Annotated in this window: 22 protein-coding genes and 1 pseudogene; 12 read left to right on the top strand and 11 right to left on the bottom strand. The window is 60.5% G+C overall.

All coding sequences use genetic code 11. From position 1 onward, the window contains the following. Window positions 1–18: 18 nt before the first annotated feature. Together DWF74_RS06580 and DWF74_RS06575 are read right to left on the bottom strand one after the other, a co-directional pair. Window positions 19–1,095 carry a 3-deoxy-7-phosphoheptulonate synthase gene (locus DWF74_RS06580; RefSeq protein WP_016967428.1) on the bottom strand — a complete coding sequence of 359 codons (1,077 nt, stop codon included), beginning with the start codon at window positions 1,093–1,095 and terminating at the stop codon, window positions 19–21. Window positions 1,096–1,235: 140 nt separating this feature from the next. After that, window positions 1,236–1,670 (bottom strand): PilZ domain-containing protein, encoded by a 435-nt coding sequence (locus DWF74_RS06575; RefSeq protein ID WP_102860889.1) that lies wholly within the window; start codon window positions 1,668–1,670, stop codon window positions 1,236–1,238. Here DWF74_RS06575 and DWF74_RS06570 point away from each other — a divergent pair. The 5 genes from DWF74_RS06570 to cysB all read left to right on the top strand — a co-directional run bounded on the left by DWF74_RS06570 (window position 1,669) and on the right by cysB (window position 5,624). Next, the gene (locus tag DWF74_RS06570) at window positions 1,669–2,055 is read left to right on the top strand and encodes a thioredoxin (protein ID WP_115580637.1); all 387 of its coding nucleotides are present in this window, start codon (window positions 1,669–1,671) and stop codon (window positions 2,053–2,055) included. The genes DWF74_RS06575 and DWF74_RS06570 overlap by 2 nt on opposite strands. Beyond that, window positions 2,055–3,011 (top strand): putative 2-dehydropantoate 2-reductase, encoded by a 957-nt coding sequence (locus DWF74_RS06565; protein ID WP_102860891.1) that lies wholly within the window; start codon window positions 2,055–2,057, stop codon window positions 3,009–3,011. The genes DWF74_RS06570 and DWF74_RS06565 overlap by 1 nt, the downstream gene beginning before the upstream one ends. A 25-nt stretch (window positions 3,012–3,036) precedes the next feature. Continuing rightward, window positions 3,037–3,942, top strand: coding sequence for a 5'-nucleotidase (locus DWF74_RS06560; protein WP_102860892.1), 906 nt, complete (start codon window positions 3,037–3,039; stop codon window positions 3,940–3,942). Window positions 3,943–4,037: 95 nt separating this feature from the next. Beyond that, window positions 4,038–4,538 carry a universal stress protein gene (locus DWF74_RS06555; protein ID WP_102860893.1) on the top strand — a complete coding sequence of 167 codons (501 nt, stop codon included), beginning with the start codon at window positions 4,038–4,040 and terminating at the stop codon, window positions 4,536–4,538. Between the two features lie 111 nt (window positions 4,539–4,649). Next, the gene (cysB, locus tag DWF74_RS06550) at window positions 4,650–5,624 is read left to right on the top strand and encodes an HTH-type transcriptional regulator CysB (protein WP_102860894.1); all 975 of its coding nucleotides are present in this window, start codon (window positions 4,650–4,652) and stop codon (window positions 5,622–5,624) included. 6 nt (window positions 5,625–5,630) lie between these two features. Here cysB and DWF74_RS06545 read toward each other — a convergent pair whose 3' ends face one another. Further along, window positions 5,631–6,113, bottom strand: coding sequence for a GreA/GreB family elongation factor (locus DWF74_RS06545; RefSeq protein WP_115580636.1), 483 nt, complete (start codon window positions 6,111–6,113; stop codon window positions 5,631–5,633). Window positions 6,114–6,115: 2 nt separating this feature from the next. Beyond that, window positions 6,116–6,511 (bottom strand): hypothetical protein, encoded by a 396-nt coding sequence (locus DWF74_RS06540; protein ID WP_102860896.1) that lies wholly within the window; start codon window positions 6,509–6,511, stop codon window positions 6,116–6,118. 124 nt (window positions 6,512–6,635) lie between these two features. On the opposite strand from DWF74_RS06540, the gene earP reads away from it, so the two are divergent. Beyond that, window positions 6,636–7,769 (top strand): elongation factor P maturation arginine rhamnosyltransferase EarP, encoded by a 1,134-nt coding sequence (earP, locus tag DWF74_RS06535; RefSeq protein WP_115580635.1) that lies wholly within the window; start codon window positions 6,636–6,638, stop codon window positions 7,767–7,769. A 48-nt stretch (window positions 7,770–7,817) separates the two neighbouring features. Continuing rightward, on the top strand, window positions 7,818–8,390 hold the full coding sequence (locus tag DWF74_RS06530; protein WP_007931398.1) for an elongation factor P: 573 nt from the start codon (window positions 7,818–7,820) through the stop codon (window positions 8,388–8,390). Window positions 8,391–8,461: 71 nt separating this feature from the next. Here the strand turns inward: DWF74_RS06530 and DWF74_RS06525 are convergent, their stop codons facing one another. The 3 genes from DWF74_RS06525 to DWF74_RS06515 form a co-directional block, all read right to left on the bottom strand. Beyond that, window positions 8,462–8,881, bottom strand: a complete 420-nt coding sequence (locus DWF74_RS06525) for an organic hydroperoxide resistance protein (RefSeq protein ID WP_115580634.1) — start codon at window positions 8,879–8,881, stop codon at window positions 8,462–8,464. Window positions 8,882–9,095: 214 nt separating this feature from the next. Continuing rightward, window positions 9,096–9,557 (bottom strand): MarR family winged helix-turn-helix transcriptional regulator, encoded by a 462-nt coding sequence (locus DWF74_RS06520; protein WP_102860899.1) that lies wholly within the window; start codon window positions 9,555–9,557, stop codon window positions 9,096–9,098. Between the two features lie 75 nt (window positions 9,558–9,632). After that, entirely contained in the window at window positions 9,633–10,583 is a 951-nt protein-coding gene (locus DWF74_RS06515) for a LysR family transcriptional regulator (protein WP_102860900.1), read from the bottom strand. Window positions 10,584–10,688: 105 nt separating this feature from the next. Here DWF74_RS06515 and DWF74_RS06510 point away from each other — a divergent pair, with 105 nt between their 5' ends. Then, complete coding sequence (locus DWF74_RS06510) at window positions 10,689–11,438, top strand: sulfite exporter TauE/SafE family protein (RefSeq protein ID WP_115580633.1); 750 nt, start codon at window positions 10,689–10,691, stop codon at window positions 11,436–11,438. Here the strand turns inward: DWF74_RS06510 and DWF74_RS06505 are convergent. Then, window positions 11,428–12,282: a LysR substrate-binding domain-containing protein gene (locus DWF74_RS06505; RefSeq protein WP_102860902.1), complete on the bottom strand. Its 855-nt coding sequence runs from the start codon at window positions 12,280–12,282 to the stop codon at window positions 11,428–11,430. The two genes, DWF74_RS06510 and DWF74_RS06505, sit on opposite strands and share 11 nt — an antisense overlap. A 97-nt stretch (window positions 12,283–12,379) precedes the next feature. Between DWF74_RS06505 and DWF74_RS06500 the strand changes: the two genes are divergently transcribed. Together DWF74_RS06500 and DWF74_RS06495 are read left to right on the top strand one after the other, a co-directional pair. Beyond that, window positions 12,380–12,601 carry a DUF1127 domain-containing protein gene (locus DWF74_RS06500; RefSeq protein WP_102861006.1) on the top strand — a complete coding sequence of 74 codons (222 nt, stop codon included), beginning with the start codon at window positions 12,380–12,382 and terminating at the stop codon, window positions 12,599–12,601. 65 nt (window positions 12,602–12,666) lie between these two features. Then, entirely contained in the window at window positions 12,667–13,881 is a 1,215-nt protein-coding gene (locus DWF74_RS06495; RefSeq protein WP_102860903.1) for a winged helix-turn-helix domain-containing protein, read from the top strand. 67 nt (window positions 13,882–13,948) lie between these two features. Here the strand turns inward: DWF74_RS06495 and DWF74_RS06490 are convergent, their stop codons facing one another. Continuing rightward, entirely contained in the window at window positions 13,949–15,295 is a 1,347-nt protein-coding gene (locus DWF74_RS06490) for a class II 3-deoxy-7-phosphoheptulonate synthase (RefSeq protein ID WP_102860904.1), read from the bottom strand. Between the two features lie 160 nt (window positions 15,296–15,455). Here DWF74_RS06490 and DWF74_RS06485 point away from each other — a divergent pair, with 160 nt between their 5' ends. After that, on the top strand, window positions 15,456–16,211 hold the full coding sequence (locus tag DWF74_RS06485; RefSeq protein WP_102860905.1) for a spermidine synthase: 756 nt from the start codon (window positions 15,456–15,458) through the stop codon (window positions 16,209–16,211). Between the two features lie 52 nt (window positions 16,212–16,263). Here DWF74_RS06485 and DWF74_RS06480 read toward each other — a convergent pair whose 3' ends face one another. Together DWF74_RS06480 and DWF74_RS30390 are read right to left on the bottom strand one after the other, a co-directional pair. After that, window positions 16,264–17,055, bottom strand: coding sequence for a crotonase/enoyl-CoA hydratase family protein (locus DWF74_RS06480; protein ID WP_115580632.1), 792 nt, complete (start codon window positions 17,053–17,055; stop codon window positions 16,264–16,266). A 95-nt stretch (window positions 17,056–17,150) separates the two neighbouring features. Beyond that, window positions 17,151–17,366: a hypothetical protein gene (locus tag DWF74_RS30390; protein WP_162884077.1), complete on the bottom strand. Its 216-nt coding sequence runs from the start codon at window positions 17,364–17,366 to the stop codon at window positions 17,151–17,153. Between the two features lie 76 nt (window positions 17,367–17,442). On the opposite strand from DWF74_RS30390, the pseudogene DWF74_RS06470 reads away from it, so the two are divergent. Then, a pseudogene (locus DWF74_RS06470) lies at window positions 17,443–19,150 on the top strand (DEAD/DEAH box helicase). Window positions 19,151–19,271: the final 121 nt, after the last annotated feature.

Below are 19,271 nucleotides of genomic sequence, written 5' to 3'. Positions count from 1 at the left end.
GTGTCTGACGAAAAGGAATCAGCTGCGATCGCGTTTCGGCAATACGTCCTTGAGCTTGGCGTGCATGCTGCGCAGGGTTTTCTCGGTGCTTTCCCAGTCGATGCAGGCGTCGGTAATCGATACGCCGTACTGCAGGTCTGACAGGTCCTTCGGAATCGCCTGGCAACCCCAGTTCAGGTGACTTTCCACCATCAGACCGATGATCGACTGGTTGCCTTCCAGGATTTGGTTGGCAACGTTTTCCATGACTAGAGGTTGCAGCGCCGGGTCCTTGTTGGAGTTGGCATGGCTGCAGTCGATCATGATGTTCGGCTTGATCTTGGCCTTGCTCAGGGCTTGTTCGCAGACAGCGACGCTCACCGAGTCGTAGTTCGGCTTACCGTTGCCGCCACGCAGCACCACGTGGCCGTAGGCGTTGCCTTTGGTGGTTACGATCGATACGCCACCTTGTGGGTTGATCCCCAGGAAACGATGCGGGCTGGATACCGATTGCAGCGCATTGATCGCCACGGTTAGGCCACCGTCGGTGCCATTCTTGAAGCCCACGGCCGACGACAGGCCGGAAGCCATTTCCCGATGGGTCTGGGATTCGGTGGTGCGTGCACCGATGGCCGACCAACTGATCAGGTCCTGCAGATATTGCGGGGAGATCGGGTCAAGGGCTTCAGTGGCGGTAGGCAGGCCCATTTCAGCCAGGTCCAGCAACAACTGCCGCCCGATATGCAAACCGTCCTGAATCTTGAACGAGTCATCCAGGTAAGGGTCGTTGATCAGGCCTTTCCAGCCAACGGTAGTACGGGGTTTCTCGAAGTACACCCGCATTACCAGATAGAGAGTGTCAGAGACTTCCGCCGCCAGTGCCTTGAGACGTTCAGCGTACTCGTGCGCTGCCTTGATGTCGTGGATCGAGCAGGGCCCAATGACGATAAACAGACGGTGATCAGTGCCATCGAGGATGTTGCGGATCACTTCGCGACCCTTGGTCACGGTGCGCAAGGCGGTGTCGCTAAGGGGGATGTCTCGCTTGAGTTGATCAGGGGTGATCAGGGTCTCGTTGGAGGCGACGTTAAGGTCGTTGATCGGTAAATCAGCCATCGTGTTACTCGTCAGGTCACGGGTGCCGGCCGCCAGCGATCCCCGCGCGGCGGAGCACAGCGGATTTGAGCGCGTCGGGGAGCGGAACCTTAGCGCGTTACCCGGTGACTCTACAATGGGCAGACGGCGGTTTTATTGGGCTAAGGCTGCACAAAAGCCTGGTGTACGCGGTCCTCGGAATAGTCCTCTGCGTGCTGCTCGACCCAATTCAGGGCCAGGGCCTCGATGCATTGTTGTTCGCTCTGAGGTTCATGCAGGCGGCAGTATCGAGCGATCTGGCACACCTGTTCGCCCATGCGGGCGCCGAACAGCGTTTGTTCATCGACGAAAGCGATGCCCACCAGGTAGCCGCGCTTGCGTTTCAGGCACCAGGCGACATAGCCGTTGTAGCGCGCATTTTCCCCCAGCGTCGGCATATACACCTCTAGTGCGGTGCCGTGGCGCCAGGCGCGGTGGTAATTGCACGCCATGCCACCGAGGCTGATAGTGTGCAACCGCTGACGCGAAATGCAGGCGTATTTACGCAGGGTCAGTTCAACCGGAACATCATCAGGATGAGGCAAAAAACGTCCCATGACCGCAGACTCCGAGTGTCGTCCATTTGACATTGTTTCCCCCAGTATAGTGGTCGAATTGGAACTGACAGACTTCGATATCGACCAGCAATTGCTGGGTCTGGATGGTGTTTCCCTGGTGGTTTTCACCAGCGTTGGCTGTTCCAGTTGCCGTTGGGCGCGGGCGCAACTGCCGGGGCTGGGCTTGCCGGTCGAGCGCTTGTGCTGGGTCGACGCCGCTGACAACGGAGGCGCCGTGGAGCGCTATCAGGTGTTTCACCTGCCGGCCCTGTTTGTGGTGAGCGACGGTGAGTTTTATGGGGCGTTGCAGTCGCGGCTGACGTACAAGGCGCTCACTGAGGGCTTGCGTCAGGCGCTCAATCGAATTCCAGAGGAGTTGCCTTGATGGATGCAGGTCGTAAACCGCGTGTGGGCATTATCGGGACCGGAGCGATCGGAGGTTTTTACGGGGTGATGCTGGCACGCGCCGGTTTCGACGTGCACTTTCTATTGCGTAGCGAGTTTTCGACGGTGGTGGAGCAGGGGCTGCAGGTCAACAGCGCTCAGTACGGGGCGTTGAGCCTGAAACCGGTGCAGGCATACGCCAGCGCTGAGGAGATGCCGCTTTGTGACTGGCTGCTGGTGGGAGCCAAGACCACCAGCAACCTCCAGTTGGCGCCGGCGATCATTCAGGCGGCGGCGCCTGATGCCAAGGTTCTGTTGCTGCAGAACGGCCTGGACGTTGAAGATGGCCTGCGCGCCGTGCTTCCTGAGTCGCTGCACCTACTGGGTGGCTTGTGCTTTATCTGTGTCCATCGTGCGGGTCCCGGCCAGATCGAGCACCAGGCTCTTGGTGCAGTCAATCTGGGTTACCACAGCGGTCCGGCAAGCGCTGATCCGGTGTTGAGCCAGGCTATTGTCGAAGAAGGGGCGGCGTTGTTTCGTGAGGCCGGGCTTGATTCCAAGGTCATGGGCAACCTGCAGCAGGCGCGTTGGCAGAAGCTGGTGTGGAATGTGCCTTACAACGGTCTATCGGTGCTGCTCAAGGCCAGCACCACGCCGTTGATGGGCGATCCGGACAGCCGCGAGTTGATTCAGAACCTCATGCAGGAGGTGCTTCTGGGGGCCGCGGCTTGTGGTCATGTCATTCCAGATGCCTACGCACAGCAACTGTTCAAGTCCACCGAGCACATGCCCGACTACTGGCCGAGCATGTACCATGATTTCCTGCATCAGCGTCCTCTGGAGTTGGCAGCCATCTATGCCGCACCTTTGGCGGCAGCCAGGGCCGCTGGCTGTGAGCTGCCGAAAATCCAGGCGCTTTACCAGGCCTTGAGTTTCATCGACCGGCATCACGCTTGAGCTGATTACCTGAAGGGGACGGAATATGGCAAATGGCCTGGATGGCAAGCTGGTGGTGGCGATTTCGTCGCGGGCGCTGTTCGATCTGAGCGACAGCCATAAGGTCTATCTGGCCCAGGGGGTCGAGGCTTATAGGCAGTACCAGATCGAACACGAAGAGGAGATCCTCGAACCGGGCGATGCCTTCCCATTGGTGAAGAAACTGCTCAGTCTCAATGCCAGTCTGGGGCGTGCGCGGGTCGAGGTGGTGCTGGTTTCACGCAACAGTGCCGACACCGGCCTGCGGGTGTTCAACTCGATCCAGCATTACGGCCTGGGTATTTCCCGTGCGGCCTTCGTCGGCGGTCGCAGTCCCTATCCCTATCTGGCGGCCTTTGGCAGCGATCTGTTTCTCTCTACCCATGCCGACGATGTGCGCAGTGCTCTGGAGGCTGGGTTTGCTGCCGCGACCATCCTCTCAGGCGGCGCCCGGCGTGCCGCCAATGGCGAGTTGCGCATCGCCTTCGACGGGGACGCCGTGCTGTTTTCCGATGACTCGGAACGGGTCTATCAAACCGGTGGCCTGGAGGCCTTTCAGGCCAGTGAGCAGCAGTCGGCCCGGGAGCCATTGCCGGGCGGACCGTTCAAGGGCTTTCTGGCGGCACTCAATCTGCTTCAGGGCGAGTTTCCCAACGATGCCTGCCCGATTCGCACGGCCTTGGTCACGGCCCGTTCGGCGCCGGCCCATGAGCGGGTGATCCGCACCTTGCGCGAGTGGGACATTCGTCTGGACGAGTCCTTGTTTCTGGGCGGCCTGGAGAAAGCCGCCTTTCTTGAAGCCTTCGCCGCCGATGTTTTTTTTGATGATCAGGCCGGTCACTGCGAGTTGGCCCGCGAGGTGGTTGCCACCGGTCACGTGCCCCACGGCATCAGCAACGAAGCCAGGGATTGAGCCCTAAAATCCCAGGCTTGGCGTCGAACCTCCCACAGTTCCAGGCACTGCTAAGCTGAATCAATCTCCGCCATCTTGGCAGTTGAGGAGGTCATATGATTCGTTCGATGCTGTATGCCACCGACCTCGGTCTGTATGCGCCCTTTGTCATGCAGCATGCCTTGGAGCTGGCTCGAACGTTCAATGCCGACTTACATGTAGTGCACGCAGTGGAACCCATGGGGCTATTTGCCGAATCGGTGTTGCAGAGCTATCTGGATGAGCAATCCTTGAACGAGTTTCACCGCCAGGGCTTGAGCACGGTAATGGCCAATATCGAGCAGCGGGTGCTGGACAGTTTTCGCGAGGAGTTGGGGGAGGGCATGCAGGACCTGACCTTGATCCAGTCGGTGCGGGTGCTTCAAGGGGACCCATCCCAGGTGATTCTGGACCAGGCGGCGAAACTCTCGGTGGATTTGCTGATCGTAGGAAGTCACAGCCACGGGGGCGGTGCGCAAACCCCTTTGGGGCGTACGGCCGCACGGGTTTTACAGCTGGCCAAAGTGCCGGTTTATCTGGTGCCTCTGGTGCAGCGTCGGCGTCAGGGGGATGTCTGAGAGCGGAATGGAAAATTCTGAATAAAAGTTCTAGATTTATTCTCCTGACCATTAATATAGTTATATACCGTCGCTGATACCCGTGGCGTCTACCTGCTTTGAGGGATTGATATGAAGCTTCAACAATTGCGCTACATCTGGGAAGTGGCGCACCACGACCTCAACGTCTCCGCTACCGCCCAAAGCCTTTACACCTCACAACCGGGTATCAGCAAGCAGATCCGTCTGCTCGAAGACGAGCTTGGGGTCGAGGTCTTCGCTCGCAGCGGCAAGCATCTGACCCGTGTGACCCCGGCCGGTGAGCGAATAATCACTACCGCTGGCGAGATCCTGCGCAAAGTCGAGAGCATCAAGCAGATCGCCCAGGAGTTCTCCAACGAGAAGAAGGGCACCCTGTCCATCGCCACCACCCATACCCAGGCACGTTACGCCCTGCCGCCGGTGATCAGTAGCTTCATCAAGCAGTACCCCGATGTGGCCCTGCACATGCACCAGGGCTCGCCGATGCAGATCGCTGAGATGGCCGCTGACGGCACTGTGGATTTCGCCATCGCCACCGAGGCGCTGGAGCTGTTCGGTGATCTGGTGATGATGCCGTGCTATCGCTGGAACCGTTGCGTGGTTGTGCCTCAGGGCCACCCGCTGACCAAGCTGCCGAAGCTGACCCTGGAAACCCTGGCCGAATACCCCATCGTTACCTACGTGTTCGGTTTCACTGGCCGCTCCAAGCTCGATGAAGCCTTCAGCCATCGTGGCCTGACGCCAAAGGTGGTGTTCACTGCGGCTGACGCCGACGTGATCAAGACCTATGTGCGCCTGGGGTTGGGAGTGGGTATCGTCGCCAAGATGGCGGTCGACACCAAGCTCGACAATGACCTGGTGGTACTGGACGCCAGCGAGCTGTTCGAGTCGAGCATCACCAAGATCGGTTTCCGTCGCGGTACATTCCTGCGCGGCTTCATGTGCGACTTCATCGAGAAGTTCGCCCCGCACCTGACGCGCGAAGTCATGGCCAAGGCGATTCAATGCCATAACAAGCAGGAACTGGAAGAACTGTTCGACGGCGTTGAACTGCCGGTTCACTGATTACAGCTAGCGGACCTCGGTGACAGTGAACTGTTGCCAGGTCCCCGCCACTACGATCTCCACCTCGTCGTCCTCGAACTTGCCCATCAGGCTCTTGCCCAGCGGTGACCGCGGGGTGATGACGGTCACCAGTTGCCCCACCACATAAACCTTCAAGCCTGCCCCGTCGGGACCAAGAAACAGCCATTGTTCGTGGCCGTTTTCATCCTCCAGCCCCAGCAACGCACCGACCTGGATTCCGGCCTGTGGGTCGTAGGATCGCAAACTCAGATTCTGCCAGAGACTCAATGCCTGACGGATTTCCTCGACCCGCCGAGCCTGGCCGGCCGCCAGGTAGGAGGCTTCCAGCCCCAGGGTGTCGTACTTGTTCTCGGCGATATTCTCTTCGTGAGTGGCGGTTTCGTAGGCGGTTTGCGCAGCGCGCACCGCGACTTCCAGATCCTCTCGGAGCTGTTGCAGAATCAGTTGGCAGACAGACTGTTTATTCATGATCAATTACAGAACTGCAGAACGTTGGCGCGACTCTTTTCGCTGGGCGCTGTCTGGTCCTGTTGCAACCAGAACTGGCATTTGGGATTGGACAGGTTGCGCGGGTTGCTACGAGCGTTATCCAGGGATTGCAACTCTTCGTTCTTGCGCAGGTTTTCCTGATACTGCTCGAACAGCCGATTGGGCGGCTCAGGCGCAACCACCGGCGGCTTCGCCAATTGCTGCACGGCTTGCGCTACAGGAGCCAGTTGCTGGCTGAAGAGAAAGTGCGAGGCTAGCCAGCAGGTCAGGGCAATCGCCAGAAAACCCAGCCACAGGCCCAGGGCAATGCTGCCGCTGAGCGCCAGGGCATTGAAGCTGATGCGCAAGGAGCGACGAGCGGGCGGGCGATAAGACATGGTTGCCTCCTGGCGGGCGATAGTGGGCGAGGGCTGATTGTCGCATGAAGATTAATCGAGGTTGGCTCTTCTGCGCAGGAGCATTTATGCGGACAATCGGCGCCTTTGCCAATCGGGGACTGGAATGAAAGCCTCCTGGGATATTTTTTGCAGCGTGGTCGACAACTACGGCGACATCGGCGTGACCTGGCGCCTGGCCCGACAGTTGGTGGCCGAGCATCAATGCACGGTGCGTTTGTGGGTCGATGATCTGCGGGCCTTTGAAAAGATCTGTCCAGAGATCGACTTCCAGCGACTCAGTCAGTATCAGGATGGGGTCGAAGTGCGCCATTGGCCGGCCCAGTGGCAGGATGAAGTTGCTGCCGATGTGGTGATCGCTGCGTTTGCCTGTCAGTTGCCCCATGCCTATATGGAGGCGATGGCCGAGCGCCAGCGTGCACCCTTGTGGCTGAATCTGGATTACCTGAGCGCGGAGGACTGGGTCAGCGGCTGCCACGGCCTGCCATCAGTGAAGTTTCGTGGTGTACAGAAGTACTTTTTCTTCCCCGGATTCCAGGCTGGCACGGGCGGCTTGCTGCGCGAAGCCGGATTGCTCGAGCGCCGCCGGCAATTTCAGGCCGATCGCCAGGTCCAGCTGGATTTTCTTCAAGGACTGGGAGTCACTCCCGCCGCCGATAGCCGCTTGATATCACTGTTTGCCTATGAGAACGCCAGTCTTGGTGGTTGGCTGGATGCCTTGGCCCTCGATACGCAACAGACCCATTTGCTGGTGCCCGAAGGGCGCATCCTGGGAGATGTGCAGCGCTGGCTGGGAAACGCGTCGTTGAGTGTGGGCAGCCTGCAGATCCGGCAGTCCCTGACGGTCCAGGTCCTGCCTTTTGTTCGCCAGGAAGATTACGACCGTCTGTTGTGGTGCTGCGATTTCAACGCGGTGCGTGGAGAGGACTCCTTTGTTCGGGCGCAATGGGCCGGGCGGCCGATGCTCTGGCATATCTACCGCCAGGACGAAGACATCCACCTGGACAAGCTCGAGGCCTTTCTCGCCTTGTACACCCGGACTCTTTCACCTGACGCCCAAGCGGCGGTGCGGGCCCTGTGGCAGGCCTGGAATACCGAGGCAGCGATGACCGAAGCCTGGAAAAACCTGCTGCAACACTGGCCCGAAGTCGCCGCGCACGCCGAACAATGGTGTCTGGAACAAGGCTTGCAAGCCGATCTTGCTGCGGCGCTGGTGCAGTTTTACCTAAATTGGATATGATACGCGGCCTAGATTTTTGTAAATCCCATCCAAATTCGGATATTCGCAATGAAAACTGGTAAAGAACTCAAACCCGGTACCGTGATCCGTATCGACAACGATCCTTGGCTGGTTCAGAAAGCTGAATTCACCAAGTCCGGTCGTAACAGCGCGATCATGAAGACCAAGCTGAAGAACCTGCTGACCGGTTACAAGACCGAAACCGTTTACGGTGCGGACGACAAACTGGACGACGTGATCCTGGATCGCAAAGAAGCGACCCTGTCGTTCATCAGCGGTGACACCTACACCTTCATGGACACCACCGACTACACCATGTACGAGCTGAACGCCGAAGACATCGAGGCCGTTCTGCCGTTCATCGAAGAAGGCATGACCGACGTTTGCGAAGCCGTGTTCTTCGAAGACCGTCTGGTTTCCGTTGACCTGCCGACCACCATCGTACGTCAGGTTGACTACACCGAAGGTTCCGCTCGCGGCGACACTTCGGGCAAGGTGATGAAGCCTGCCAAACTGAAAAACGGTACCGAGCTGAGCGTTGCGGACTTCATCGAAATCGGCGACATGATCGAGATCGATACCCGCGAAGGCGGTTCCTACAAGGGCCGCGCCAAGGTTTAATCCTGGTTCGATCTTGTCGATGAAAAAGCCCGACCTTGAGTCGGGCTTTTTTATGCCTGGCGTTTACCGTTTCAGACGTTCACGTGCAGGCGTACATCAACATTGCCGCGGGTGGCGTTGGAGTAGGGGCAGACCTGATGTGCGGCATCCACCAGGCTTTGCGCATCTTCCTGAGCCACGCCCGGAAGGCTGACATGCAGATCGATATCCAAGCCAAAGCCGCCAGGGATCTGACCGATACCGACATGGGCGGTGATCGAGGCGTTGTCCGGGATCTTGCGCTTGCTCTGGCTGGCAACGAACTTCAGGGCACCGATAAAGCAGGCCGAATAGCCGGCAGCGAACAGCTGTTCCGGGTTGGTCGCCTGTCCACCGGCCCCGCCGAGTTCCTTGGGGGTGGCCAGTTTGACGTCGAGGATGTTGTCACTGGAAACAGCGCGGCCATCACGGCCACCGGTGGCGGTTGCAACTGCGGTGTAGAGAGTTTGCATGGTGAAAGCCTCGTGCTGGGTTGTTTTTGCGCTAATTGTTTGCGCGCTAAGTAAGTGCGAAATAAATGTATCGCTCAAATATTTAGTGCGCAAGATATATTTTATGCAAACTCTTGCCCGAAGCCCTGTTTCTGGCTCAACTCATTGTTTTTTATAAATATATTTTTTTCTCAAAACCAGCCCCAGCCATAGGCGCTGGCTTGTCGGCGAAGCCTTAGAGACTGTCCTGCAAATGCCCCCGCAGCATCTGTAAATCTTCTTGCAGCTGCCGCAACTGCTCCACTGTCCGACCGCTGGCGCCGAGGATGCACTGTGGGATGTTCCGGGCTTGTTCGCGCATCGCTCGGCCCTGTTCCGTCAGCTCGACAATGACCACTCGCTCATCTTCCCGGCTGCGAGTGCGGCTCAGCAGGCCCTCGGCTTCCAGGCGCTTGAGCAAGGGAGTCAGCGAGCCGGGGTCGGTCAGCAGGCGCTGGCTGATTTCGCCGACGGTCAAGCCATCCCGCTCCCAGAGCACCAGCATTGCCAGGTACTGCGGATAGGTCAGCCCCAGTTGCTGCAGCAACGGTTTATAGACCTTGGTCAGTAGCAGCGATGTGGAGTGCAGGGCGAAACACACTTGGTTGTCCAGCAGCAGCTGTTCGCAGGTATCCGGGGTAGAGCGGTCGGTGGTCATGTCGGGGGCCTTGGTCGTTAATGGTCCTGAATCTAGCGGGCGAGTCTTTAATGCACCAGATAATTTTCTTCGACGTCAGTTCATTGCACTCTGCAGTGCCAGGTCCCATGGCGGAACCGGACTGAAGCGACTTTTCAGGTACTCCAGCAGCAGGCGGCTACGGGCATTGGGATGCTGCTCCATGCGCAAGGCATAGATACCGGCGGTTTCCGGCTTGGGTAGACCGTTATCACAGAACAACGGCACCAGTTCTCCGCGCAACAGGTACTCACTCACCAGCCAGGTGGGCAAGTGAGCAATTCCCAGCCCGGCCAAGGCTCCCGAAAGCAGGGCTTCGGCATTGTTGGCGCTGAGGCGGATGCGTTGTGGGCGATGACTGTGCAGCTGTCCGTCCCGTTCAAAGCGCCAGGCGAACAAGGGTGCCAGGCCATCCCAGTCGAGGCCGTCGTGCTGGCTGAGCTCAGCGGGTTGAGTCGGGGTGCCACGGCTCTTCAGGTAGGACGGACTGGCGCAGGCAATGCGTACGATGCTGGCCAGGGAGGTGGCCACCATCCGGGTATCCACCTGTTGCCCGGCCCGCAGTACCAGGTCCACTTTGCCCAGGTGCGAGCCCTGCATGTCGACGAAGCTGTCGATCAGGTGCAGTTGTACATCCAGGCCGGGATAGAGCACCAGGAAGTCGGCGATCGCCGGTGCCAGATGACGGCGGCCGAAGGCGGCCGGGGCATCGATGCGGATCAGGCCTTCCGGCGCATGGCTCAGGGACACCGCCTCGGCCCGGGCCAGTTGCAGTTCAGCGACAATGCGCCGGGCCCGTTCGGCGAAGGCCAGGCCAGCGGCTGTGGCAACCACGGCATGGGTGGTGCGCATGAACAACGTGGTGCCCACGGCACTTTCCAGGCTGTCGATACGCCGGGCCACGGCGGAGGGCGTCAGTGGATGGCGGCGAGCCGCGGCGGAAAAACTGCCGGCTTCCAGCACATCGAGAAACAGCCCCAGTTGTTCGGTGAGAGTGTTGGGATTCATGGTCAGAGCGCTTATGCGAAAACGGCACAGCCATTGTGCGTTGCTGTGCGTTTCCGTGCCAGGGCCGACTGCGTAGCATGCAGCTCTCAGGTGAGGAGAGCGGCTGTGATCGAGTTAGTGATGTATCTGCTGTTGGGCGCGGCCCTGGGCACAGTGGGTGGTTTGTTCGGTATCGGCGGCGGCTTGATCGCGATTCCCGTGCTGGGGGGGGTGTTCGGCCTGGATCAGCAGATTGCTCAGGGCACCGCGCTGGTGATGGTGGTGCCCAATGTGATGCTGGCGCTGTGGCGTTATCACCAGCGCAACCGCATCGAACTGCGCCATGCCCTGCCACTGGCGCTGATGGGCTTTTGTTTCGCCTGGCTCGGCTCGATCTGGGCGGTGGGCATCGACGCGCAGAAGATGCGTATCGGCTTTGTCGTCTTTCTCCTGGTGCTGTCGGCCTACAACCTGCTGCGCATGTTCATGAGCAGCGCGCCGGCCAGCACGCGGATGCGTTATTCCTGGCCTTGGCTGGGGGTTCTGGGCGCTGCCTCCGGGGCCATGGGCGGGTTGTTCGGCGTAGGCGGAGCGGTAGTGGCCACGCCAGTATTGACCAGCGTCTTTGGCACCTCCCAGGTGGTGGCACAAGGGCTGTCCCTGGCTCTGGCGTTGCCGAGCACCGGGGTGACTCTGGTGACCTACGGCGTCCATCACCAAGTGGACTGGATGATTGGTCTGCCGTTGGCGGTCGGCGGCCTGTTGAGCATCAGTTGGGGAGTGAAGGTGGCTCATGCTTTGCCCGAGCGCCTGCTGCGGGCGCTGTTCTGCGGTTTCCTGGTGGTGTGCGCGGTGATGCTGGCCTTCAAAGTTTGAAGCCTTCGACAATGTGCTCCGCCAGGCATTCGGTGATGGGGGAGGGCGTATTGAGGTTGCGCAGCAGCATGATGCTCGCCTCCGGCAATTGGGGCAGGCCCTGTGCCTCGCCGAGAATGCGCATGTCCGGTGTGATCAGGCTTTCCAGTTGCGCGGTGATTGCCAGTCCGGCACTGACCACGGCCATCAACGCCGCCAGGCTCGAGCTGTTGTAGGCAATCCGGTAGTCGAGTCCGGCGGCGTCCAGGGCGTTGCAGGCCCAGAGTCTGCAAAAGCAGTCGCTGTTGAACATCGCCAGGGGCAATGGCGATTGCTCGTGGGGATTGAAGCCCTGGGCCACGGCCCAGACGAAGCGCTCCTTGCGCAGCAGTTGGCCGATCTCGCTGCCCGGCTCGCGGGTGACGATGGACAGGTCCAGGTCCTGGCGTTGCAGCAACTGTTTGCTGGATTCGCAATGCACCTCGATCTGGATCAGCGGGTAGCTTTGGGCAAAGCGCGACAGGATTCCCGGTAGAAAGCGCATCACATAATCATCCGGAGTGCCGATGCGAACCAGGCCCACCATGTGCGGCTCGCGCAGGGTGTTGAACACCTCGCTGTGCAGTTTCAGGATGCGTCGGGCGTAGCCCAGCAGCACCTGGCCCTCGGCGGTGAGCTTGACCTGGCGCCCGTCGCGCTGGAACAACTGGCGTTGCAGCACATCTTCTTCCAGGCGTTTCATCTGCATGCTCACCGCCGACTGGGTGCGATTGACCCGTTCGCCGGCCCGGGTAAAACCGCCTTCATCGGCGATGGCGACAAAGGTGCGCAGGACTTCGGTGTCGATGCTGGGGAACTGGGACATTCCATCAAATCCTGAGATGAATGACATAAGAAACATTCGTTGGATTGATCTTAATCCTAAGCACAGACTGGCGTCATCCCCACTGGAGGGCAAGATGATGAAAGGTCAAAAGGGTTATGTGCTGGTCCACAAGCTGTCATTTCAGGCGCTGTCATTGAGCGGCTTATGGCGCAGGGTCATGCGCTGGTATGAGCTTGGGCGTGAGCGCCGGATGCTCGCCGGGCTGAGCGATGAGGCGTTGAAGGACCTGGGCCTGACGCGGGCCGATGTCGAGCATGAGCGGGTCCGCCCGTTCTGGGACGACCCGATGCATAAATAGCGGCAAGGGTGCTACACAAGCCGCTTCCCGGTGCGCTAGCGTGCGGGCAGACAAGGAGAACTCCCATGCCTGCACAATGCTCTTTCTCTCTCAAACAGGCTCGCCGACTGGCGCTGGCCGCCCAGGGTTTCGGCGGGCGCCAGCCGTCGGCAACGATCAAGGCCGCACGCCTCAATCTGCAGATAGAGCGCCTGGGCCTGTTGCAGATCGATTCGGTCAACGCCTTGGTACGGGCCCATTACCTGCCGCTGTTTTCCCGCCTGGGCAGTTATCCACAGGCGTTGCTCGATCAGGCCGCCTGGAGTCAGGGCCGGCAACGCACGTTGTTTGAATACTGGGGGCATGAGGCGTCGTTGCTACCCATGTCCATGTACCCGCTGATGCGCTGGCGGATGCAGCGGGCAAAACAAGGGCAGGGTATCTACTCCCAGTTGACGCGCTTTGGTCAGGAGCGCCAGGCCACTGTCCGTCGGGTAATGGCCGCGGTCCAAGAGCAGGGCGCGCTAGGCGCCGGCAGCCTGTCCACCCGTGAGGAGCGTGCCGGGCCCTGGTGGGATTGGAGCGATGAAAAGCATGCGTTGGAATGGCTGTTCGCGGCCGGTGAGGTAACGGTGGCGGGGCGCCGCGGCTTCGAGCGCCTGTACGATTTGCCGGAGCGGGTGATCGCGCCGCAGATCCTTCGGCAACCGCTGCTGGATGAGGCTCAGGCCCAGCGTCGCCTGATGCTGCATGGCGCAACCGCTCTGGGTGTGGCCACGGAAAAGGACCTTCGGGATTATTTTCGTCTCGATCCAGGCGACAGCCGTGCACGACTCGCCGAACTGGTGGAGTCCGGTGAGTTGCTGGCCTGCGAGGTTCAGGGTTGGCGTCAGCCGGCCTATTGCCTGCCGCAGGTCAAGGTGCCGCGCAAGGTCGAGGCCAGTGCGCTGTTGTCACCGTTCGATTCACTGATCTGGGAGCGCAGCCGCACTGAGCGACTGTTCGATTTCCGCTATCGGCTGGAGATCTATACGCCCCGGCACAAGCGGGTCTATGGCTATTACGTGCTGCCGTTCTTGCACAACGAGCGGATCGTCGCTCGGGTCGATTTGCGGGCGGAGCGAGCTCAGGGGCGTTTGGCGGTGCATGGGGTGCATGAAGAGCAGCCCGGTCTGGACGAAGAGGGCATCCGGGCATTGGCCGTGCAATTGCGCAAGATGGCCGATTGGCTGGGGTTGGAGCAGATTCAGCTCAATTGCCAGCGTGATGCTGCGCGACATCTGCGTGAGGTGCTGGAGTGAAGCGCTTCGCGGGCAAGCCCGTTCCTACAGTGGCCTTGCAGGAGCGGGTTTGACCGCGACAGCGCTTTTAGCGTTTGACCTGCTTCAAGGTCTCGGCAATCAGGAAGGCCAGTTCCAGCGACTGGTCGGCGTTCATCCGTGGATCGCAATGAGTGTGATAGCGATCCGATAGGCCGTCTTCGGTAATAGGCCGTGCGCCGCCGATGCACTCGGTGACGTTCTGACCGGTCATCTCGATATGGATGCCGCCGGCATAGCTGCCTTCGGCCTGGTGCACCTGGAAGAACTCCTTGACCTCGGTGAGGATCTGCGCGAAATCCCGGGTCTTGTAGCCGCTGCTGGCCTTGATGGTGTTGCCGTGCATCGGGTCCGAACTCCAGAGCACCTGCTTGCCTTCGCTTTCTACCGCACGGATCAGTTGCGGCAGATGGTCGCCGACCTTGTGGGCGCCCATGCGCACGATCAGGTTGAGGCGCCCGGGATCGTTGTCCGGGTTGAGGATGTCGATCAAGCGGATCAGTTCCTCGGTGTTCATGCTCGGGCCGACCTTGACCCCGATCGGGTTGTTCACGCCCCGCAGGAACTCGACGTGGGCACCGTCGAGCTGGCGAGTGCGGTCGCCGATCCACAGCATGTGCGCCGAGCAATCGTAATAGTCGTTGGTCAGGCTGTCGCGGCGGACAAAGGCCTCTTCGTAATTGAGCAGCAGCGCTTCATGGGCGGTGAAGAAGCTGGTCTCGCGCAGTTGCGGCGAGCTGTCCATGCCGCAGGCACGCATGAAGGCCAGGGTTTCATCGATGCGGTCCGCGAGCTGGCTGTATTTCTCGGCCAGAGCCGAGTTGGCGATGAAGTCCAGGTTCCACTTGTGCACCTGGTGCAGGTCGGCAAAGCCGCCCTGGGCGAAGGCCCGCAACAGGTTCAGGGTGGCCGTGGCCTGGTGGTAGGACTGCAGCAGGCGGTCCGGGTCCGGTATCCGGCTTTTTGCATCAAAGCCGATGCCGTTGACGATGTCGCCGCGATAGGCCGGCAAGGTCACGCCATTGATGGTTTCGTCGTTGGCCGAGCGCGGCTTGGCGAACTGGCCGGCCATGCGTCCGACCTTGACCACCGGGCAGCCGGCGGCAAAAGTCATGACAATGGCCATCTGCAGCAGCACCTTGAAGGTGTCGCGGATCTTCGCGGCGGAGAATTCGGCAAAGCTTTCGGCGCAGTCGCCGCCCTGCAGCAGGAAGGCGCGGCCCTGGGTCACTTCGGCAAACTGGCGGCGCAACTCCCGGGCTTCACCGGCAAACACCAGCGGTGGATAACTGGCCAGGGTTTGCTCGACCTGTAGCAGATGCGCAGCGTCGGGGTACTGGGGTTGTTGCTGGATCGGCAAGGCGCGCCAGCTGTCGGGGCTCCAGGGTTGGCTCATCGCGGACTCGAGTGCGTTACGGTGGGAGGGGCATGTTAGCAGCAAATTAGTGCGTGACCTGCTCCTCTCGCTTGGCCGACAATCGCGCCTTTCCCGCTCGCTGCCGAGCGGTTGGTTTATCGCGCCGGCTCGATTGCGAGCCCCGCGACTAGGAGATGAAATGACTGAGGAGCGCGTCGAGCGTGTGCTCGCCGAGGTTCATGACCAGTTCGGCATGATTCGGGTATTGGAAGTGGCGGACTACCGCTTCCTCGAATTTGGCGACGCCATCGAGCAAAGCTGCGTGTTCACCGCCGACCCCAGCTGGCTGGAGTACGACTACACCCGGGCCATGCTGATCGGTGCCCTGTGTCATGAGGCGCCGGAGAGCGCACTGTTTCTCGGCCTGGGCGCCGGGACCCTGACCCAGGCCTGCCTGAAGTTCCTGCCCCTGGAAGACGTCGAAGCCATCGAACTGCGCCCGGATGTTCCACGCCTGGCCATCGAGTACCTGGGCCTGGACGATGATCCGCGTCTTTATATAAGAGTCGGTGACGCCCTGGAGTTGCTGGACAGTGCCGAATCCGCTGATCTGATCTTCGTCGACCTGTACACCGATGTCGGCCCGGGCGTCGGTCATCTGGCCTGGGGCTTCCTGGAAAACTGCCAGAAGCGCCTCAATCCTGGAGGTTGGCTGGTGATCAACCAGTGGGCTACCGATGACGGCAAGCCTCTGGGCGCAGCCTTGTTGCGTGGCCTTTATCACCGCCACTACTGGGAGCTGCCGGTGAAGGAGGGCAATGTGATTCTGATCGTGCCATCCGACCTGGAGCAGGACCTGGACCTGCCGAGCCTGACCGCCCGGGCTGAAGCCCTGGCCCCGCGCCTGGGCTATTCCCTGCAGTCGCTGATCAAGGCCATTCGTCCCGCCACCTGATACTTGCGCAGGAGCCGGTTTGTCGGCGAGGACGATCTGCCGGCCATCTGGTTCAGCAACCCTTGAACACCCCCGGTCGCTTCTCGATCATCGCCCGCACGCCTTCCTTGGCGTCCTCACTGTTCATCAGTTTGTGTATCAGCGGTGGCAAGCCCTGGGCGGCCAGCGTCTCGCCCTCGAGCCTGGCCTGGCGCGCCGACATCAGCGTCGCCTGCACCCCCAGCGGCGCCTGTCGGGCAATCCGCTCGGCCAGTTCAATGGCCCGGGGCAGCAGGTCCTCACTGGCCATCACTTCCTGGACCAGCCCCAGGCGCAGGGCTTCATGGGCATCGAACTCGTCACCGGTCAGTAACCAGCGCATGGCATTGCCCCAGCCGGCCAGTTGATGCAGGCGCAGGGTTGCGCCGCCGAAGGGAAAGATGCCGCGCTGCACTTCCATCTGGGCAAAGCGCGTATTGCTGGCGCAGAGGTTGATGTCCGCCGCCAGCATCAACTCGATGCCGATGGTCAGGCAGTAACCCTGTACGGCGACTATCACCGGCTTGCTTACCCGTGGTCCGGCGAACACGCCCCAGGGGTCGCAGCCGCCGGGCGGTGCCTGCCAGCCCTGAGCCAGGGCAGCGCCGACATTGGCCAGGTCCAGCCCTGCGGTAAAGTGTTCGCCGTGGCCGAACACCACGGCGATCCGCGCTTGGCTGCTGGCTTCGAACTCGCCATAGGCCAGGCTCAGCTGGTTGAGCAGCTCCAGATCGAAGGCATTGCGCTTGGCGACCCGGTCCAGGCCGATCAGGAATAGATGATCGCGCAGTTCGCGGCTGACACGGCTGGCACTGGGCTGATTCATGGGCGCGATCCTCAAGGGGGAAAGAGGGAATGGGCGAGACGGCTTTCAAGCACCAGGGTGAATCGTTTTAGCGGTGGCGACCAACAACGGCGGGCTCAAGCAAAATAGCGCGCCCTTCGAGTCTGCGCAAAGCCCGTGACCATCGGGCGTTCAGCGGATTTTTCCGATAAAAAAAACTCCCTTTTTTGAGTAATTCCGGTATAGTGCGCGCCGGCCTTTAGCCGGGCCACGTTTAGGTAATGCAATTCCCCGAAGTCAGCTTCGGCTGCTTGTCCGCTGCGCGGACTATCCTTGACGATCCATTCATCCAATCGTTTTCGCAAATCCCCGCCGACAAAGCTGCCAGGGTGACTCTTGAGTCTTACACGGCATGCGCAGCTTTGGAGCATGGGTCTTTGCGGATGCACTTAGAGGCAGACCCATGACCCAGGAAATCGGCGGCTTCGCCGCTCTTGAACTTCATCCCAATATTGTCGCTGCAGTAGTCGCTACCGGCTATGAAGAGCCTTCGGCTATTCAGCAGCAGTCGATCCCGATCATCCTTGCCGGTCACGATATGATTGGTCAGGCGCAAACCGGTACCGGTAAAACCGCTGCCTTTGCCCTGCCTATCCTGCACCGCATTGATCCGTCCAAGCGCGAGCCGCAAGCTCTGATCCTGGCCCCAACCCGTGAGTTGGCGCTGCAAGTTGCAACCGCTTTCGAAACCTACGCCAAGCAAATGCCGGGCGTGACTGTTGTGGCCGTCTACGGCGGTGCGCCGATGGGCCCACAACTGAAAGCAATCCGTAATGGCGCACAGATCGTTGTCGCCACTCCGGGCCGTCTGTGCGACCACCTGCGTCGCGACGAAAAAGTGTTGGCCACCGTGAACCACCTGGTTCTCGACGAAGCCGACGAAATGCTCAAGCTGGGCTTCATGGATGACCTGGAAGTCATCTTCAAGGCCATGCCTGAGTCCCGCCAGACCGTACTGTTCTCGGCCACTCTGCCGCAGTCGATCCGGGCCATTGCCGAGCGTCATCTGAAGGACCCGAAACACGTCAAGATCCAGAGCAAGACCCAGACCGTCACCGCGATCGAGCAGGCTCACCTGCTGGTTCACGCTGACCAGAAGACCTCTGCTGTTCTGAGCCTGCTGGAAGTTGAAGATTTCGACGCCCTGATCATGTTCGTGCGCACCAAGCAAGCGACCCTGGACCTGGCCAGTGCCCTGGAAGCCAAAGGCTACAAAGCCGCTGCGCTGAACGGTGACATCGCCCAGAACCAGCGTGAGCGCGTGATCGACTCCCTCAAGGATGGCCGTCTGGACATCGTTGTGGCCACCGACGTCGCCGCTCGTGGTCTGGACGTACCGCGTATCACCCACGTATTCAACGTGGACATGCCGTACGACCCGGAATCCTACGTGCACCGTATCGGCCGTACCGGCCGTGCCGGTCGCGAAGGTCGTGCGCTGCTGCTGGTGACTCCGCGTGAGCGCCGCATGCTGCAAGTGATCGAGCGTGTGACCGGTCAGAAGGTTGCCGAAGTTCGCCTGCCGGACGCCCAAGCTGTTCTTGATGCGCGCATCAAGAAACTGACCAACAGCCTGTCGCCGCTGGTAGCTGATGCTGAAGCCACCCACGGTGAGCTGCTGGATCGCCTGACTGCCGATATCGGTTGCAGCCCGCGCGCCCTGGCCGCGGCCCTGCTGCGCAAGGCCACCAATGGTCAAGCGCTGAACCTGGCAGCCATCGAGAAAGAGCGTCCACTGGTGCCCAACAGCGCGCCACGTGGTGATCGTCCTGAGCGTTCCGGCGATCGTCCTGATCGTGGTGATCGTGAGCGTCGCGCGCCAATGCCTCTGGGCGAAGGCCGTGCTCGCTGCCGTACCGCGCTGGGTGCCCGTGACGGTATCGCTGCCAAGAACCTCTTGGGCGCGATCCTCAACGAAGGCGGCCTGGCCCGTGAAGCCATCGGTCGCATCCAGGTGCGTGACAGCTTCAGTCTGGTCGAGCTGCCGGAAGACGGTCTGGACCGTCTGCTGACCAAGCTCAAGGACACTCGCGTTGCCGGCAAGCAGCTGAAGCTGCGTCGCTACCGCGAAGATTGATCCGCCCTCGGGCTGATTGATCAGGCATAAAAAATCCCCGACTGGTTCGGGGATTTTTTTTGCCTGGAGTTCGGGCCGGGACTGTTCGCCGGCAAGCCGGTTCCTGCGGGGTTGTGTAGCA

The sequence above is a fragment of the Pseudomonas protegens genome (assembly GCF_003363755.1).
In the GTDB taxonomy this organism is placed as follows: Bacteria; Pseudomonadota; Gammaproteobacteria; order Pseudomonadales; family Pseudomonadaceae; genus Aquipseudomonas; species Aquipseudomonas danubii.
The sequence above is the reverse complement of the archived record's forward strand: the minus strand, read 5'-3'. Positions and strand labels throughout refer to the sequence as shown.

What these genes read in the sequence shown, in the direction of transcription:
- DWF74_RS06580 (WP_016967428.1), bottom strand. Translation starts at nt 1,095, where the DNA reads ATGGCTGATTTACCGATCAACGACCTTAACGTCGCCTCCAACGAGACC.
- DWF74_RS06570 (WP_115580637.1), top strand. Translation starts at nt 1,669, where the DNA reads ATGACCGCAGACTCCGAGTGTCGTCCATTTGACATTGTTTCCCCCAGT.
- DWF74_RS06575 (WP_102860889.1), bottom strand. Translation starts at nt 1,670, where the DNA reads ATGGGACGTTTTTTGCCTCATCCTGATGATGTTCCGGTTGAACTGACC.
- DWF74_RS06565 (WP_102860891.1), top strand. Translation starts at nt 2,055, where the DNA reads ATGGATGCAGGTCGTAAACCGCGTGTGGGCATTATCGGGACCGGAGCG.
- DWF74_RS06560 (WP_102860892.1), top strand. Translation starts at nt 3,037, where the DNA reads ATGGCAAATGGCCTGGATGGCAAGCTGGTGGTGGCGATTTCGTCGCGG.
- DWF74_RS06555 (WP_102860893.1), top strand. Translation starts at nt 4,038, where the DNA reads ATGATTCGTTCGATGCTGTATGCCACCGACCTCGGTCTGTATGCGCCC.
- cysB (WP_102860894.1), top strand. Translation starts at nt 4,650, where the DNA reads ATGAAGCTTCAACAATTGCGCTACATCTGGGAAGTGGCGCACCACGAC.
- DWF74_RS06545 (WP_115580636.1), bottom strand. Translation starts at nt 6,113, where the DNA reads ATGAATAAACAGTCTGTCTGCCAACTGATTCTGCAACAGCTCCGAGAG.
- DWF74_RS06540 (WP_102860896.1), bottom strand. Translation starts at nt 6,511, where the DNA reads ATGTCTTATCGCCCGCCCGCTCGTCGCTCCTTGCGCATCAGCTTCAAT.
- earP (WP_115580635.1), top strand. Translation starts at nt 6,636, where the DNA reads ATGAAAGCCTCCTGGGATATTTTTTGCAGCGTGGTCGACAACTACGGC.
- DWF74_RS06530 (WP_007931398.1), top strand. Translation starts at nt 7,818, where the DNA reads ATGAAAACTGGTAAAGAACTCAAACCCGGTACCGTGATCCGTATCGAC.
- DWF74_RS06525 (WP_115580634.1), bottom strand. Translation starts at nt 8,881, where the DNA reads ATGCAAACTCTCTACACCGCAGTTGCAACCGCCACCGGTGGCCGTGAT.
- DWF74_RS06520 (WP_102860899.1), bottom strand. Translation starts at nt 9,557, where the DNA reads ATGACCACCGACCGCTCTACCCCGGATACCTGCGAACAGCTGCTGCTG.
- DWF74_RS06515 (WP_102860900.1), bottom strand. Translation starts at nt 10,583, where the DNA reads ATGAATCCCAACACTCTCACCGAACAACTGGGGCTGTTTCTCGATGTG.
- DWF74_RS06505 (WP_102860902.1), bottom strand. Translation starts at nt 12,282, where the DNA reads ATGTCCCAGTTCCCCAGCATCGACACCGAAGTCCTGCGCACCTTTGTC.
- DWF74_RS06500 (WP_102861006.1), top strand. Translation starts at nt 12,380, where the DNA reads ATGAAAGGTCAAAAGGGTTATGTGCTGGTCCACAAGCTGTCATTTCAG.
- DWF74_RS06495 (WP_102860903.1), top strand. Translation starts at nt 12,667, where the DNA reads ATGCCTGCACAATGCTCTTTCTCTCTCAAACAGGCTCGCCGACTGGCG.
- DWF74_RS06490 (WP_102860904.1), bottom strand. Translation starts at nt 15,295, where the DNA reads ATGAGCCAACCCTGGAGCCCCGACAGCTGGCGCGCCTTGCCGATCCAG.
- DWF74_RS06485 (WP_102860905.1), top strand. Translation starts at nt 15,456, where the DNA reads ATGACTGAGGAGCGCGTCGAGCGTGTGCTCGCCGAGGTTCATGACCAG.
- DWF74_RS06480 (WP_115580632.1), bottom strand. Translation starts at nt 17,055, where the DNA reads ATGAATCAGCCCAGTGCCAGCCGTGTCAGCCGCGAACTGCGCGATCAT.